The organism is Telluria beijingensis, assembly GCF_030770395.1.
GTDB lineage: Bacteria > Pseudomonadota > Gammaproteobacteria > Burkholderiales > Burkholderiaceae_D > Telluria > Telluria beijingensis.
Window position 1 is genome coordinate 2,957,956 of record NZ_CP132480.1, and the last position, 15,624, is coordinate 2,973,579.

Sequence of the window (15,624 nt, forward strand, 5' to 3'; positions counted from 1 at the left end):
ATATTCCTGTAGCGCATAAGCAAATGTGACAATAAGACTACGGCAAGGCAACTTTGCCGATAGAATGGCGCGATTCTCCGCATCAACCCCAAGCGTTATGACCTTTCCCGTCCTCCTGAACCTGGCCCTCGCCCTGGCCGTCTGCGCACTCCTGTATGGCCTGCAGGCCCGCCATGTCTCGTTCACCAAGCGCGTATTCGCCGGCCTCGGGCTGGGCGTGGTGCTCGGCGCCGGCCTGCAGGCCGCGTATGGGGCGGGCTCCAGCGAGATCGTCGCCACCAATACCTGGCTGGACGTGATCGGCAGCGGCTACGTCAAGCTGCTGCAGATGATCGTCATTCCCCTGATCATGGTGTCGATCGTGCAAGCCATCCTCAAACTGCGCGACGCCTCGTCGCTGGGCAAGATCAGCACCCTCACCATCGGCATCCTGCTCGCGACCACGGTGGTCGCCGCTGTCATCGGCATCGCGATGGCCAAGCTGTTCGGCCTGTCCGCCGTCGGCCTGACGGCATCCGCGGCCGAAGTCGCGCGCGGCGAATACCTGCAAGGCAATCTCGCCACCGCCCAGGAACTGTCGCTGCCCTCGCTGCTGCTGTCCTTCATTCCCGCCAATCCCTTCCTCGACATGACCGGCGCGCGCAAGACCTCGACCATCGCGGTGGTGGTGTTCGCGGTCTTCATCGGCATCGCGGCGGTCGGCGTCGCCGGCAAGAAGCCGGAGGTGTTCCAGTCGTTCAGCGGCTTCGTGCACGTGGCCCACGTGATCGTGATGCGCATGGTGACCCTGGTGCTGCGCCTGACCCCGTTCGGCGTGTTCGCCCTGATGGCGAAGATGGTGGCCGGCTCCAGCCTGCAGGACATCCTCGGCCTGCTCAATTTTGTCGTCGCCTCGTACGCCGCGCTGGCCCTGATGTTCTGCGTGCACCTGGCCATGGTGGCCTGCAGCGGCCTCAATCCGCTGCGCTATGTGAAGAAAATCTTCCCGGTGCTGGTGTTCGCGTTTACGTCGCGCACGAGCGCCGGTTCGATCCCGATGAGCGTGGCGACCCAGACCGCGCGCCTCGGCACGCCGGAAGGCACGGCCAACTTCGCCGCTTCGTTCGGCGCCACCATCGGCCAGAACGGCTGCGCCGGCATCTATCCGGCGATGCTGGCGGTGATGATCGCGCCCACGGTCGGCATCGATCCGTTCACCGCGAGCTTCCTGCTGCCGCTGCTGGCGATCGTCGCCTTCGGCTCGATCGGCGTGGCCGGGGTCGGCGGCGGCGCCACCTTCGCTGCCCTGATCGTGCTGTCGGCAATGGACTTGCCGGTGGCGCTGGCGGGCCTCTTGATCTCGGTCGAACCGCTGATCGACATGGGCCGCACCGCCCTCAACGTCAGCGGCTCGATCGCGGCCGGCACCGTCACCAGCCGGGTGCTGGGACAGACCGACCTGCGGGTGTTCCAGGACGACGCCGAGATCAATCTCGACAGCGAGGAACGGGCAGTTTGACCGTCGTGCCGAACCGGCCGTAAACACCGCCCGCAGCGCAGCAATCGTGCGCTGACGCCTTGCCGAATCCGTCATGATGACGCCATGTTAACTTTTCGGCGGACGGTGATGGAACAGAAGTGGCCACAAGAAATCTGGCTCGTCAGGCATGGACAAAGCGCGGGCAATGTCGCGCGCGACATTGCCGAAGCCGCCGCCGGCCACCGCATCGACATCGCCGAACGCGACGTCGACGTGCCGCTGTCCGAACTGGGCGAGCAGCAGTCCGCGGCCCTCGGCGCCTGGTTTGCGTCGCTCGCGCCAGATCAGCGTCCCAATGTCGTGCTGCATTCGCCCTATGTGCGCGCCACCGAGACCGCCAACCTCATCATGCGGCACCTGGACCGCGACGAGCTGCTGTGCGTGCTGGCGGACGAACGCCTGCGCGAAAAAGAATTCGGCGTGCTCGACCGCCTCACCACGCACGGCATCGCCCACCACTTCCCCGACCTGTACGAGCAGCGCAGCCACGTCGGCAAATTCTATTTTCGCCCGCCCGGCGGCGAGAGCTGGTGCGACGTGATCCTGCGCCTGCGCAGCGTGATGGACACGCTCGAGCGCGACTTCTGCGGCGAGCGCGTGCTGATCGTGGCGCACCAGGTCACGGTCAATTGCTTCCGCTACCTGTTCGAGCATCTCGACGAAGCGAAGATCCTCGAATTCGACCGCGCCGGCGACGTGCCGAACTGCTCGGTCACCTCGTATGAATTCGATCCCGGCATCGGCAAGCGCGGCGACCTGGCGCTGCGCCTGCTCAACTTCGTGGCGCCGCTCGAAGCCACCGGTACGCCGGTCACCGTCGCCAAGGACGTGCCCACCGCCCCCAAGGCCTGACGCCTCGCCATGGATACCACCGATCACGCAGCCGTGCACGACGTCGATGCCGCCAGCCTGGCGGCCTGGCCGCTGCCCCAGCCCGAAGCCGAGGGCGACAAGGAATTGCGCGGCCACGTGCTGGTGCTGGGCGGCTCGCGCGAAATGCCGGGCGCCGTCATCCTGGCCGCCACCGCCGCCCTGCGCGCCGGCGCCGGCAAGCTGACCATCGCCACCGGCGCAAGCGTGGCCCAGCTGGTGGCGCTGGCCATGCCCGAGGCGCGCGTCATCGGCCTGACTGAGAACGAGACCGACGGCTTCCACCTCGACGCCCTGGACAGCCTCGATCCGCTGGCCGACAAGGTCGATGCGGTACTGGTCGGCCCCGGCATGCGCGACGCGCCGTGCACCGCGCGCCTGGTGCACGCGCTACTGCCGCGCCTCGACCAGGCCGGCGTCGGCCTGGTGCTCGACGCCTGCGCCATGGACGTCATGCTGCACATGCCGCACGACTGGCCCGACGGCAAGCCGATGCGCTTCGCGCGGCCCGTGATCATGACCCCGCATTGCGGAGAAATGGCGCACCTGACCGGTCTCGAGAAAGAATGCATCGTCGGCCGGCCCGATGCGCCGGCACTGCAGGCGGCGCGCGACTGGAATGCCGTGATCGCGCTCAAGGGCGCGCGCACGGTGATCGCGGCGCCGGACGGCACCTTGTGGCAGCACGAAGGCGCGGGCAATGTCGGCCTGGCTATTTCCGGTTCGGGCGACGTGCTTGCCGGCATCATCGCCGGCCTGCTGGCGCGGGGCGCGGCGCCGGAACAGGCCGCCTGCTGGGGCGTAGCCCTGCATGCGCGCGCCGGTGACCGCCTGGCGGAGCGCATGGGCACACTGGGATATTTGGCGCGAGAAATCTCGTTGGAAGTTCCTGCGCTGCTGGAACAGCTCGGGCACAAGAACACCCGGCAGCGCAAGGACGCCGGGCCTGCCACCCGTCGCGTGCCGGGTGACGAACAGCTGGGCGCCTGACACGCCCGGCAAGTGGAAACTCTGTAAAAAATGTTACGGAGTTTCGCAAGAGTGCGGTATCTAACGAACCGGCGGCCGGGCTTCCGGTCTAATGGGCTCAGTTGGATTGAAGTACGCACCGGGGCCGCGTGTTGCGTCGGTTCCCTAAGTGTTCCGCTCATGAATTGCAGATGACGGAACTAACTGGCGCCGTTGTACCTCCACTGTCTCACCGAGGGTGAGCTGGAGACTTCGGCAAAAAGATAGACGTAAACGAGGAGTTCAAAAATGAATGCAATGACCAAAGCACCAAAAATCCTGCTGACCGCCGCCGTGCTGGCAACCCTGCTGGGCGCCTGCAAGAAGGATGACGCAGCGACCACCACCGTCCCAGCCGACACCTCGGCGACCATGCCAAGCAGCACCTCGGGCGCCACCGGCACCATGGGTGACACCGGCACTGGCGCGACCGGCACCGGCACCACCGGCACCGGCACCACCGACATGGGTACCACCGGCACCACCGGCGCAACCGGCACTGCGGGCGACACCAGCGGCGCGACCGGCACCAGCGGCATGACCGGCACCACCGGCACTGCCGAAGGCGCCACCAGCCCGACCACCACCGATCCGGCAACCACCACCACGCCACCGACCGGCACCACCGGCCAGTAAGCATTGGTCCGCATCATCGAGTGACGCCCCGGATCGCCGGGGCATACTCTGGAAGTCCATGCACCCGGCTCCTCACGGCCGGGTTGTTTTTTATCCGCTGGTCCACGCCCTCGCCGCGACATCGCGGATCAGGTTCTCCACCAGGCCGAAGTCGGCCGGCTTGGTCAGGTGATGGTCGAATCCCGCCTGCTGCGAACGTTGCCGGTCCTGCTCCGCGCCCCAGCCGGTCAGCGCCACCAGGGTCGCGCTTTCCATGCCCGCGATACGGCGCATCGCCTGGGCTGCCTCGAAGCCGCTCATGTCGGGAAGGCCGATGTCCAGGAACACGACCTGCGGCTGCCCTTCCCGGGCCAGGCGCAATGCCTGCGCGCCGTCGTAGGCGACAGTGACCACGTGTTCGCTCATCTCGAGCAGTGCCTGCAGCGTCTCGGCCGCGTCGACGTTGTCGTCCACCACCAGGATCCGCAGCACACCGACCGGCGTATTGGCCGTTGGCACGGGCAGCGTGTCGCCAGGCGCCGCGTCCGGCGCATCGTCAGGCAACGGCAGCCATACCGTGAACCGGCTTCCCATTCCTGCGCCGCCACTACTGGCCGCGACCCGGCCGCCGTGCAGCCCCACCAGGCGCTGGACCAGGTTCAGGCCCACTCCCAGGCCGCCCTGGGCCATGCTCGACCCGGCATGGTCCTGGGCATACATGTCGAACACCGTCTCCAGCGCCTGGGGATCGATGCCGATGCCGTTGTCGGACACCGTGATCGCGACCTCCTCCGCGTTGCCGGCGGTCTCGACCCGGGCCGCAAGCTCGATCGCGCCGCCCTGCGGCGTGTACTTGGCGGCGTTGTTGAGCAGGTTGCTGAGGATTTGCGCCACGCGGTGGCGGTCGGCGCGCAGCGCCAGCGGCGCGTCGGGCAGCTTCACATCCAGCGCGTGCCGGCCCGCCTGCACCAGCGGCATGCTCATGTCGACTGCCTCGCGCACCACATCGGCCAGAAGCACGCGCTCCAGCCGCAGGGTGACCTTGCCCTCGGCCAGGCGCGCCATGTCGAGCAGGTCGTCGACCAGGTGCACCATGTGGTCGACCTGGCGCCGCATGATCGCCTGCACGTCGCCGCTGGCGGCGCCGATGCGCATCAGTTCCAGCCCCGAGCGGATGGGCGCCAGCGGATTGCGCAGCTCATGCGCCAGCGTGAACAGGAAATCGCTCTGCGCGCGGTTCTTCTGTCCCAGTTCGTGGGCCAGGCGCTGCAGCTCCTGTTCGGCGTACTTCTGGCTGTCGATGTCGATCACGGTGCCGACGTAGCCGTCCGGCTCGCCCTGTGCATTCGTGCGCGGCAGGCCGGTATCGATGAACCAGCGATAGCTGCCGTCGTGGCAGCGCAGGCGGTAGTCGAACGAGAACGGTTCGCGCACCGCGTTCGCCGCCAGGAAGATCTCGCCCGAGCGCGGGCGGTCCTCGGGATGCACGTTCTGCAGCCAGCCAAAGCCCAGGTCCTGCTCGGGCGTGCGGCCGGTATAGTCGTACCAGCGCTGGCTCAGGTAGGTGCACACGCCCTCGTTGTCGGTGGTCCACAGCATGGCCGGCGAAGCGTCGACCAGGGCCCGCACCTGCGCCTCGCGCTCGCGCGCTTCGCGTTCCATCTGGCGCCGCTCGCGGCCCAGCGCCACCTGCGTGCGCACCCGCGCCAGCAGCTCGTTGGCCGAGAACGGCTTGACCAGGTAATCGTCGGCGCCGGCCTGCAGGCCTTCGACCTTGGCTTCCTCGCCGGCGCGCGCCGACAGCAGCATCACCGGCAGCAGGCGCAGCGCCTCGTGGTCGCGGATCTTCGCGATCAGGCCGAAGCCGTCCAGCTTCGGCATCATCACGTCACTCAGCAGCAGGTCGGGCGGATCCTGCAGCGCCAGCTCGAAGGCGGCCTGGCCGTCGGCGCAGGCGCGCACCTCGGCATGCGGCTCGAGCAGCGCCTTCAGGTAGGCCCGCATATCGTTGTTGTCGTCGGCAACCAGGATGCGCGGACGCGCCTCGCCAGCCATGGCCACGGCGTCTCCCGGTGCGACATCGCCCGGCGCCGGCTCGGCATCCGGCAGCCAGCGCAGCGCTTCCTCGACGAAGGCGGCGCCCATGCGGCGCCGGTCCTCGACGTCGCCTGGCGCCTGCACGATGCGGTCCTGCGGCAGGTGGGCCTGGCCGAACGGCAGGTCGACGTCGAAGCAGGTACCTTCGCCGAAGGTGCTCGACACCGCGATCGCGCCGCCATGCAGGCGCACCAGTTCCTGGATCAGGGCCAGGCCGATGCCGGTGCCCTCGTAGGTACGGCCCGGCGCGCCCTCGATGCGGTGGAAGCGCTCGAACATGCGCGGCAGCTCGTGCGCGGGGATGCCGGTGCCGGTATCCCGCACCGACAGGCGCGCCATGCCGGCATGTTCGCGCAGGCTCACCGCGACCTCGCCCTGCAGTGTGAACTTGAAGGCGTTCGACAGCAGGTTGAAGACGATTTTTTCCCACATGTCGCGGTCGACGTAGACCGGCTGGCCCAGGTCCTGGAGCTCGAGCCGGTAGCCCAGGCCGCCCTTGGCCATCGCCGATTCGAACACCCCGGCCAGGTCGAGCGTCAGGTGCGCCAGGTCGACCGGCACGTAGCTGGCCTGGACCCGGCCGGCCTCGATGCGCGAGAAATCGAGCAGCGAATTGACCAGCTTGAGCAGGCGCAGCGCATTGCGGTGGGTGACCTCGATGCGCTTGCGCTGGGCCGGGCTCAAGCTGTCCGGCTCATCGGCCAGGGCGTCGTCGAGCGGGCCCAGGATCAGGGTCAGCGGCGTACGGAATTCATGCGACACGTTCGAGAAGAAGGCGGTCTTGGCGCAATCGATCTTGGCCAGTTCTTCGGCGCGGCGCTGTTCCTGCTCGTAGGCGATCACATTGCCCACCGCCGTGTTGACGGCCGCGCCCAGCAATTCGTAGAAGTTGCGGTACTCGGCGTCGAGCGCGCGGCGCACGCTCACCCCGGCCACCACGAAGCCGAACAGGTCCTGCTGGCCCGGCAGCGACAGCGGCAGCACCAGGGCCGAGCGCGGCGGGTCTTCATAGGGCCCGCAAGCCAGCCCGAGCAGGCGCGGAGCGACATCGTCGACCTGCGCGGCAGCACGCTCGGCGGCGCAACGCGCGAACGGCCAGCAGGTGTCGTCCAGGGACATCGCGGCCGGCGTCAGCGAACTGCCAGGCGGCAAACCACCGCCGCCGCGCAGCTTCAACTCGCCACTTTCCGGATCGACCTGGTAAAACAGCAGAAAAGGAACGTCCCCCTTCATGCGCTTGGCGTGGGTGGTCAGCTGCTGGCCGATTTCGGCGATCGAGCGGGTCGACGCCAGGCTGGCGGTCAGGTCGCGCAGACCCTGGCTGCGGCGCGCGCCCAACACCTGGGCCGTGGTTTCGGTGATCGGGTGGAACACCCCACCGACTGCGCCGGACTCGTCGCGGATCGGCGAGAACGAGAAGGTCATGTTCGCCTCCTCGAGATAGCCACTGCGGTCGAGGAACATCTGCTGGTCCTTGATATAGGCGCCCTCGCCCTGGTGCGCGCGCTCGAAGGCCGCCCCCACCACCGGCAATGCCGAGGCCCACACCACCTTGAACGGCGCTCCCATCGACGCCGGGTGCAGGTCGCCGCAGATCGGGCGGTAGGCGTCGTTGTAGATCTGGATGTCGTCCGGGCCCCAGCACACCAGGATCGGGAAGGTCGAGGACAGGCACAGGCTGACCGAGGTGCGCAGGCTTTGCGGCCATTCGGACAAGGGTCCCAGCGGCGTCGCCGACCAGTCCATGCTGCGGATCAGTTCGCCCATCTCACCGCCGCCGGCAAGCCAGTTCAGGTCGGAACCGTTGGATGACGATGGCGAGGACAAATGAGGCATGGCGCAAGACCTTACAGGCGATGGAACGGGGACTTGCCGGCAAGAACTAACGCGCCGGTTTTGACAAGTCATTACGGGAGTGCCTTTAGGCAACCGCCATTAGACCATAATGCCCGGAAGTACGGCGTAGTTTACGGCGTGGATGAGCATTGCAAGGCCGTGTCAGACAGCGGCCGGTAATAGGGGTCGGCGTGCTCGATCGCGGCCCAGGCCGGATTCAGGGCGGCAAAGGTTGCGAACGCTGCCCGCGCCGCGTCGGGCTCGCCCATCCCGAGGCGCAAGCGGGCGATCCGGCGCCAGACGCGGTCCCAACCCGGCGCGAGTGCGGCCGCTTGCGCCAGTTGCCGGTCCGCCCGTGCCCGGTCGCCGCGGCGCCAGGAGCGTTCGCCCCGCAACAGCGCTTCGTTGGCGCGGCGCAGCCAGCACCGCCGCCAGCGCCTGCGGCGCCGGCTTCCCTAGCTGGAGCTGGCGCAGCGCCTCTTGCGCATGGCCTGGATTGGTCTCGAACTGGCTGGCGACGGCGCCGACATTGGCGCGCGCATCGATGACGCTGCCCCCGACGGCCAGGTTGTTGGTGGCGACCGCCGCGCCGCAGGAGCGGGTGGCGTCGCAGGCGACGATGGAGAAAGTGGCGTGCGCCGGCGCCGGGGCGAGCAGCCCAAGCGCCAGCGCAAGGATCAGGGACAGGGCGGCGCAGCGTGTCACGTGGCCACCCTCCCCGTTCAGGCCGTCAAGGCCTTGTTGCGGCCGCGGCCGGTGACGAAGCGGCCGGCGCGCACGATCATGCGGTAGACCAGGCGCACGAAGGTCAGGGTCAGGATCGCTTCCACGAAGGTCACCAGGAAGGCCGGCAAGGTGTTCCAGCGCTCGGCGCGGCGGCCGTACTTGGCCACCATGCGGTCGCGGGCGATCTCGATGCTGTCGTAGAAGGTCGGCACCACCAGCAGGGTCAGCACGGTCGAGGTGATCGTGCCGCCGATGATGGCGATCGCCAGCGGCTGGTAGAACTCGCCCGCGTCGCCGAAGGCCAGCGCCACCGGCAGCATGCCGGCGATCAGCGCGAAGGTCGTCATCAGGATCGGACGCAGGCGCTTGCGGCCGGCCGCCATCAGGGCTTCTTCGCGGTCCATGCCCTCGTGCTCCAGGGCGCGGGCGGCGTCCAGCAGCAGGATCGCGTTCTTGGCCACCAGCCCCATCAGCATGATGATGCCGATCATGCTCATCAGGTTGAGCGTGTGGCCGGTGACGATCAGCGCCAGCACCACGCCGATCAGCGACAGCGGCAGCGACATCATCACGCCGATCGGCGCGGTGAACGAACCGAACTGCATCACCAGGATCAGGTACATCAGGGCGATGCCCGAGACCAGCGAGATGACCATCTCGGTGAACAGTTCCTGCTGGTCTTCACCCGAGCCGCCCAGCGCCAGGCCATAGCCCGGCGGGAAGTCGAAGGTGCGCGCCAGCTTCATGGCGTCGGCCGTGACTTCGCCCGGCGAACGGCCCTGGGCATTGGCCGACACGGTGATCATGCGCTCGCCGTTCTTGTGGCGGATCGCCGACGGACCCTTGCCCATGGTGATGGAGGCGATCTGGTCCAGTGGCACCATCATGCCGGTGCCGCCGACCGAGATCGGCAGGCGTTCGATGCTCTCGGTGTTGACGCGGTCTTCCGGGTGCAGGCGCACGGCGACGTCGCGGGTCTCGCTGGTCGGGTCGACCCAGTCGCCCACCTCGATGCCGGCGAAGGCCACGCGCAGCGACTGGGCGGCGTCGTTGACCGAGATGCCCATCATATTGGCCAGGCCGCGGTCGAGCACGATCTGCAGCTCGTTCTTGGGATCCTGCTCGGACAGGGTGACGTCGACCGCACCCGGCACTTCGCGCAGCTTGACCATGAAGGCATTGGTCAGTTCCATCAGCTTGCGCGAATCCGGGCCGCTGAACTCGACCTGCACCGGTTTGCCGTTGCCGCTCAGGTCATCCATGACCGTGTATTCGGCGCCGACCAGGCGGCTGATCTTTTCACGCAGTTCGACCGCGACTTCGGAGGCGCTGCGCTCGCGCTGGCGGCGCTTGCCGATGTCGACATACACCTTGCCGCCGTTCAGGTTGACGTTGCTGTTGGTGTCTTCGGTTTCAGGCAGGCTGCGCGCCAGTTCGGCGGCCGCCTCGACCTTGCGGCGGGCGTATTCGACGCTCGACGAGGCCGGCACCCGGACGTCGACCATGATCGTGCCCGAGTCCATCTTGGGCAGGAAGCTCGAGCCGCCGAACATGCTGTGCAGGACGATGGCGCCGACGAAGCTGGCCAGGGCGATGAAGCCCATCCAGCGCCGGTGGTGCAGCGCCCAGGCGATCACGTGGCCGTAGCGGTCGGCCTGGTGGTCGAACCAGTGGTTGAACTTGTCCAGCAGGCGGCCCATGCCTTTCTTGGGCGCGCTGTGGTGATCCGGCGGGTCGCCCCAGTAGGCCGACAGCATCGGGTCGAGCGTGAACGAGATGAACAGCGACACGATCACCGAGCAGGTGACGGTCAGCGCGAACGGACGGAACCACTCGCCGGACACGCCCGGCATGAAGGCCACCGGCACGAACACGGCCATGATCGAGAAGGTCGTGGCAGCCACGGCCATGCCGATCTCGGCGGTGCCCTCGAGCGCCGCGGTGCGGCGGTCGGAACCCATTTCCATATGGCGCACGATGTTTTCGCGCACCACGATCGCATCGTCGATCAGCACGCCGATCGCCAGCGACAGGCCCAGCAGGGTCATGAAGTTGAGGGTGAAGCCGCACAGCCAGACCGCGATGAAGGCCGCCAGCACCGAGGTCGGCAGGGCCAGCGCGGTGATCAGGGTCGAGCGCCAGGAATTAAGGAAGGCGTACACCACGAACACGGTCAGCACGGCGCCCAGCACCAGCGCCTCGATCACGTTGTTCAGGCTCGACTGCGCATCTTCGCCGCCGTCGCGCACGACTTCCAGCTTGGTGCCTTCCGGCAGGTGCTTGCTCGCTTCCTTGACAACCTCGTGGACTTTCTTGGCCAGCGACACGGTCGACGCATCGCGGGAACGGGAGATCTGCAGGCCGACGTTCGGCTTGCCGCTGCGCATGGACAGGCTGTTGATGTCGGCGAAGCCGTCCTGGATCTCGGCCACCTGGTTCAGGCGCACGATGGTGTCGCCATTGCGCTTGACCACGATTTGCGAGAAATCCTCGGGGCGCTCGATGCGGCCGACCAGGCGGATGCCCTTCTCGTCGAGCTCGCTACGCAGCTTGCCGACCGGCGCATTGGTATTGCCGGTGCGCAGCGCGTTGGTGACCTCCGTGACCGACACATTGAATTCACGCAGCTTCTCGGCGCGCAACAGCACCGACAGTTCACGCCGCAGGGCGCCGTTGACGGCCACCGTCGAGACGCCGTCGATGGCGCGGAACTGGTCGGCCAGCACGTCCTCGGCATAGCGCGAGATCTCGGCATGGCTCTGGGTGCTGGACGACAGCGCCAGCGACATCACGGGCTCGGCGGCCGGGTCGATCCGGCGCAGCACCGGTTCGCGCATCTCGACCGGCAGCTTGTAGCGCACCGCGGCGATGGCGTTGCGGACGTCGTCCGAGGCTTCGATCAGGTTGCGGTCGAAGTCGAACTCCATCCAGATCGTGGCGCCGCCCTCGTAGGAGTTGGAATTGACTTCGGTGACGCCCTGGATCGCCTGCATCTGCTTCTCGAGGCGGTTGGTGATCTCGCGCTCGGACGTCTCGGGCGAGGCGCCCGGATACGGGATGTCGACCACGATGACGGGGATGTCGACGTCGGGGTTCTGGTTGACGCGCAGCTTGGACAGGGCCAGCAGGCCGATGGCCATCATCGCGACGATGATGACGATCGTCGCGACCGGTTTCTTGACACTAAAATTGGACAGGAACATGGTTGTTTTCCTTATGTGTTTCCCGTATTACTTGCCTTGGGCGGCGGCGCCGGTGGCGGCGCTGGCCACGCGCGCGGTCGGCATGTCGACTTTTTGCCCATCCTTCAGGTTCGAGGTCGGGGCGCGCAGCACGATGTCGCCGGCGGCCAGGCCCTGCTTGACTTCGAGGTTGCCGGTGCGCGGGTCGCGCGCGCCGACCACCAGCTTGACCTTGGACAGGGTCTTGTCCTTGATGCGCCAGGTGTGGCTGTCGTCGCCCACGCGCACCAGCGCGCTTTCCGGCAGCATCAGGGCGTCGGTGGCGGCGGCGTCGACCCGGCCCTCGGCATACAGGCCGGCCACGCGCGGCTGCGACTTGTCGGCAAAGCCCACCAGCACCTCGACCTGGCGCGTGACCGGGTTGGCTGCAGGGTCGATCCTTTTCACGATGCCGGCGAACTGCTGGTCGGCATAGCCGTTGACGCGGAAATTGACTTTCTGGCCGACCTTGACCGTGCTGACCGAATCGGCCGACACCGCGCCTTCGAAGCGCATGCTGGTCGGATCGATCACTTTCACCAGTTCCTTGCCGATGGTGGCGGTATCGCCATTGGATACCTTGCGCTCGGAGACGATGCCGTCGAACGGCGCGCGCACCGTGGTGCGGGCCAGTTGCTGGCGCGCGGTGGCGACGCGGCTCTTCGATGCCGACAGTTCGCTCAGGGCGTTGTTGCGCGCCATCTCGGCGTCGTCCAGGGCCTTGGCCGAAGTCATGCCGGAAGCGGTCAGGGTCTTGAGACGCTCGAGCTGGCGGTTGGCCTGCTCCAGCGCCAGGGTGGCGGCGCGCTGCGCATCCTCGGCCGAAGTCAGGGTGTCGCGGATCGAGGTTTCGTCGAGGCGCACCAGCACGTCGCCGCGCTTGACCGGCTCGCCGTTTTCCTTCAGCACCTGGAGCACGATGGCGGATACCTCGGCGCGCAGGTCGGCGCGGCGCTCGGGCTGGATCGAACCGGTGATCACCGGGCCCGACGAGATCGAATCGCTCTGGACCGTCAGCACGTCCTCGGGCGCCACCGTCAGCTGCGTCGGCTTGTTGTCCTTGGCCTGGCCAGGGGCCTTGGCGGAATCCTTGCCGCAGGCGACGAGGCTTGTGGCGATGGCTAGAACGAGGAGGGTCTTGCGCAGCATATTGGTTCTCCAGAGAAGGACTTGGTTTTTTTATAAAAATGAGGATGGATACTCAGCGCGCAGTATTCAGGAGGGCCCCGGGGGCGTCAATTGACGAACCTGTATAACGCCGAATTCGATGGATGAACTGCGTTTTTTGGCGATGAGCTGCATTCCAGCCCGGACGAAATGCAGGTCCGTTACCGGATTAAAACGGACAGCCGGACGTCCGCACAATGGACGCCGGCGTACATACATATCAGGCGCCGCCCAGGACGGCGCTGATCAGGAAGCCCATGCCGATGCCGGTCAGGACGCCGCCCGCGATCTCGATCTTGGTATGGCCCATGCGCTCGCGCAGGATCACGTAATCTTCTTTCCCGTCGTGCAGGCGGTTGATCGACACCGCGTGGCGGCCGACATGCTGGCGCAGGCTGTTGGCGTCGATCATGACGATGAAGGCGAGCGTGACCGCCACGCCAAAGGCCGGATGGCCCATGCCCTCGCGCAGCGCGATCAGCGTGGCCATGCTCGATACGACCGCGCTATGGTTACTGGGAAAGCCGCCATTGCCGACCAGGTCGAAGGCCCAGCGCCGCAGTCGCACGCTGGAGATGAGAAACTTGATCGGACCGACCACCATCCAGGTCAGCACCGGTGTCACGAGGTAGATAATTTCCATGATGTCTCAGGTTGAAAAATGCTGGGCGGAATTATCTCAGAAGCAAGAGCTCAGGGGCGACTTTCTGGGCGACTTTCTGGGTGACTGTCGGAACCGGCGTATTTACCGCAGACACGGTAATATTGCTCCCACACGGCTATCCCTACAAGAGGCAGGCATGCGGCATTTCAGGTGGTCCTTCATCGTCACGGCAGTCCTGATGACCCTCGCCGGCTGGTGGGGTTACGAGCATAAGGGCCTGCCCGGCCTGCTGCAAGCACTGTGGATCACCGCCATCCTGGGCGTGCTCGAAGTGTCGCTTTCTTTCGACAATGCCGTCGTCAATGCCTCGGTCCTCAAGCACTGGAACGAATTCTGGCGCAAGCTGTTCCTGACCGTCGGCATCCTGGTGGCCGTGTTCGGCATGCGCCTGCTGTTCCCGCTGGTCATCGTTGCCGCCGCCACCGGCCTTGGCCTGTTCGACGTCTGGCATATGGCGATCGACAATCCCAACGAGTATTCGCGCCACCTGACCGAGCACCACGCCGAGGTCGCGGCCTTCGGCGGCGCCTTCCTGCTACTGGTGTTCCTGAACTTTTTATTCGACGAAGAAAAGGAATTGCACTGGTTTGGCTGGTTCGAGAGCAAGGTGGGCAGGTATGGCACCGAAGGGCTGGCGGTCCTGCTCACCCTGCTGGGCGTGATCGGCGCCATGAGCCTGATGCCCGAGGTGCGCAAGCTGGCGGTACTGATCGCCGGGGTGACCGGGGTGCTCATCTATATCGGCGTCAAGTGGCTCAGCGGGCTGCTCGAAGAGAAGGAAGAAGACCCGTCGGTCGGCGCCATGATCTCGCAGGGCAGCATCGGCGGCTTTCTCTACCTGGAGGTGCTGGACGCCTCGTTCAGCTTCGACGGCGTGATCGGGGCGTTTGCGATTACCAACGACGTCGTCATCATCATGCTGGGGCTGGCGATCGGCGCCATGTTCGTGCGTTCGATGACCGTGTTCCTGGTCTATAAGGGCACGCTGCAGGAATTTGTCTACCTCGAGCATGGGGCACACTACGCGATCGGGATCCTGGCGATGATCATGTTCGCCAGCGTGCACTATCACATCCCGGAATGGTTTACCGGGCTGTCGGGGCTGGCCTTCATCCTGGTGTCGCTGTGGTCGTCCATACGTTATCGGCGCAAGATCGCGGCGCAAGAGGCCGAGATGGCGGCGCGCACTGGTTAAACATGTCTGGATGAGATTCGCGGTTTGCGATTACCGCAAGGCATGGCAGAATGGGCGCGCATCGCTTCTGCGCTGCCATATTGACAATCCCCGACCACTTTTCGATTGCCCTGCCCGACCATGCCCAAAGCCCGTTCTTCCGCCATCCTGCTGTCCGTCATCGCCGTCGTGGCAGTGCTCGGTTCCCTGTATACCTGGTTCACCCTGACCTGGGCGTATTCCGAGGGCGACCGCGCCGGCTACCTGCAGACCTTCTCCAAGAAGGGCTGGTTGTGCAAGACCTGGGAAGGGGAGATCCTGCTGTCGAGCATGCCGGGGGCGATTCCGGAGCGCTTCGCCTTCACCGTGCGCGACGAGGCGGTGGTGCAGCAGTTGAACAGCAATATCGGACGCCGCGTGCAGATCTCTTACGAGCAGCACAAGGGCGTGCCGACCAGCTGCTTTGGCGATACCGAGTATTTCGTGAAGCGCGCGGTGACCGGGCCGGTGGATCCGGTGTCGCCGAGCCAGGCGCAAGGTGGGATGGAAAATCGGACGCCAGTGCAGTAAGCACACCCCCACGTCGTTCCCGCGCAGGCGTGAATCCAAGTCATTCAAGCAGCCACCAGCTCATCCCGTAGCAACTGAGCGGCAAACTTGGGTTCCCGCCTACGCGGGAACGACGTGCGTCGGGACCCGGGTTGGCGGAGACGTGGGATGCATTGCC

At 66.4% G+C, this 15,624-nt stretch carries 11 protein-coding genes and 1 pseudogene; 6 read left to right on the plus strand and 6 right to left on the minus strand.

The window, feature by feature from the left end:
• Positions 1-97 precede the first annotated feature (97 nt).
• The 4 genes from Q9246_RS13120 (at position 98) to Q9246_RS13135 (ending at position 4,033) form a co-directional block, all read left to right on the plus strand.
• Entirely contained in the window at positions 98-1,498 is a 1,401-nt protein-coding gene (locus Q9246_RS13120) for an L-cystine transporter (RefSeq protein ID WP_306397983.1), read from the plus strand.
• Positions 1,499-1,606: 108 nt separating this feature from the next.
• Complete coding sequence (locus Q9246_RS13125; protein ID WP_306397984.1) at positions 1,607-2,371, plus strand: histidine phosphatase family protein; 765 nt, start codon at positions 1,607-1,609, stop codon at positions 2,369-2,371.
• Positions 2,372-2,380: 9 nt separating this feature from the next.
• Positions 2,381-3,379, plus strand: coding sequence for an NAD(P)H-hydrate dehydratase (locus Q9246_RS13130; protein WP_306397985.1), 999 nt, complete (start codon positions 2,381-2,383; stop codon positions 3,377-3,379).
• Between the two features lie 267 nt (positions 3,380-3,646).
• A complete protein-coding gene (locus Q9246_RS13135) occupies positions 3,647-4,033 on the plus strand; it encodes a hypothetical protein (protein ID WP_306397986.1) in 387 nt (128 codons plus the stop codon).
• Positions 4,034-4,123: 90 nt separating this feature from the next.
• Here the strand turns inward: Q9246_RS13135 and Q9246_RS13140 are convergent, their stop codons facing one another.
• From Q9246_RS13140 to Q9246_RS13160, 6 genes and pseudogenes are all read right to left on the minus strand, one after another.
• Positions 4,124-7,945, minus strand: a complete 3,822-nt coding sequence (locus Q9246_RS13140) for an ATP-binding protein (protein WP_306397987.1) — start codon at positions 7,943-7,945, stop codon at positions 4,124-4,126.
• 131 nt (positions 7,946-8,076) lie between these two features.
• Positions 8,077-8,340: a hypothetical protein gene (locus Q9246_RS13145; protein WP_306397988.1), complete on the minus strand. Its 264-nt coding sequence runs from the start codon at positions 8,338-8,340 to the stop codon at positions 8,077-8,079.
• A gap of 19 nt (positions 8,341-8,359) precedes the next feature.
• Positions 8,360-8,650 (minus strand): annotated as a pseudogene (locus Q9246_RS26520) (DUF1028 domain-containing protein); the annotation flags it as partial.
• Between the two features lie 17 nt (positions 8,651-8,667).
• Positions 8,668-11,874 (minus strand): efflux RND transporter permease subunit, encoded by a 3,207-nt coding sequence (locus Q9246_RS13150; protein ID WP_306397989.1) that lies wholly within the window; start codon positions 11,872-11,874, stop codon positions 8,668-8,670.
• A gap of 27 nt (positions 11,875-11,901) precedes the next feature.
• Positions 11,902-13,041, minus strand: coding sequence for an efflux RND transporter periplasmic adaptor subunit (locus Q9246_RS13155; RefSeq protein ID WP_306397990.1), 1,140 nt, complete (start codon positions 13,039-13,041; stop codon positions 11,902-11,904).
• 238 nt (positions 13,042-13,279) lie between these two features.
• A complete protein-coding gene (locus tag Q9246_RS13160; protein WP_306397991.1) occupies positions 13,280-13,702 on the minus strand; it encodes a divergent PAP2 family protein in 423 nt (140 codons plus the stop codon).
• 157 nt (positions 13,703-13,859) lie between these two features.
• Here Q9246_RS13160 and Q9246_RS13165 point away from each other — a divergent pair, with 157 nt between their 5' ends.
• Both Q9246_RS13165 and Q9246_RS13170 read left to right on the plus strand, forming a co-directional pair.
• Positions 13,860-14,918, plus strand: a complete 1,059-nt coding sequence (locus tag Q9246_RS13165) for a DUF475 domain-containing protein (RefSeq protein ID WP_306397992.1) — start codon at positions 13,860-13,862, stop codon at positions 14,916-14,918.
• A gap of 120 nt (positions 14,919-15,038) precedes the next feature.
• Positions 15,039-15,467 (plus strand): hypothetical protein, encoded by a 429-nt coding sequence (locus tag Q9246_RS13170; RefSeq protein WP_306397993.1) that lies wholly within the window; start codon positions 15,039-15,041, stop codon positions 15,465-15,467.
• The last annotated feature ends 157 nt before the right edge of the window (positions 15,468-15,624 follow it).

Coding starts and splice junctions, on each gene's coding strand:
- Q9246_RS13120 (WP_306397983.1), top strand. CDS start 98: ATGACCTTTCCCGTCCTCCTGAACCTGGCCCTCGCCCTGGCCGTCTGC.
- Q9246_RS13130 (WP_306397985.1), top strand. CDS start 2,381: ATGGATACCACCGATCACGCAGCCGTGCACGACGTCGATGCCGCCAGC.
- Q9246_RS13165 (WP_306397992.1), top strand. CDS start 13,860: ATGCGGCATTTCAGGTGGTCCTTCATCGTCACGGCAGTCCTGATGACC.
- Q9246_RS13170 (WP_306397993.1), top strand. CDS start 15,039: ATGCCCAAAGCCCGTTCTTCCGCCATCCTGCTGTCCGTCATCGCCGTC.
- Q9246_RS13160 (WP_306397991.1), bottom strand. CDS start 13,702: ATGGAAATTATCTACCTCGTGACACCGGTGCTGACCTGGATGGTGGTC.
- Q9246_RS13150 (WP_306397989.1), bottom strand. CDS start 11,874: ATGTTCCTGTCCAATTTTAGTGTCAAGAAACCGGTCGCGACGATCGTC.
- Q9246_RS13135 (WP_306397986.1), top strand. CDS start 3,647: ATGAATGCAATGACCAAAGCACCAAAAATCCTGCTGACCGCCGCCGTG.
- Q9246_RS13155 (WP_306397990.1), bottom strand. CDS start 13,041: ATGCTGCGCAAGACCCTCCTCGTTCTAGCCATCGCCACAAGCCTCGTC.
- Q9246_RS13140 (WP_306397987.1), bottom strand. CDS start 7,945: ATGCCTCATTTGTCCTCGCCATCGTCATCCAACGGTTCCGACCTGAAC.
- Q9246_RS13125 (WP_306397984.1), top strand. CDS start 1,607: ATGGAACAGAAGTGGCCACAAGAAATCTGGCTCGTCAGGCATGGACAA.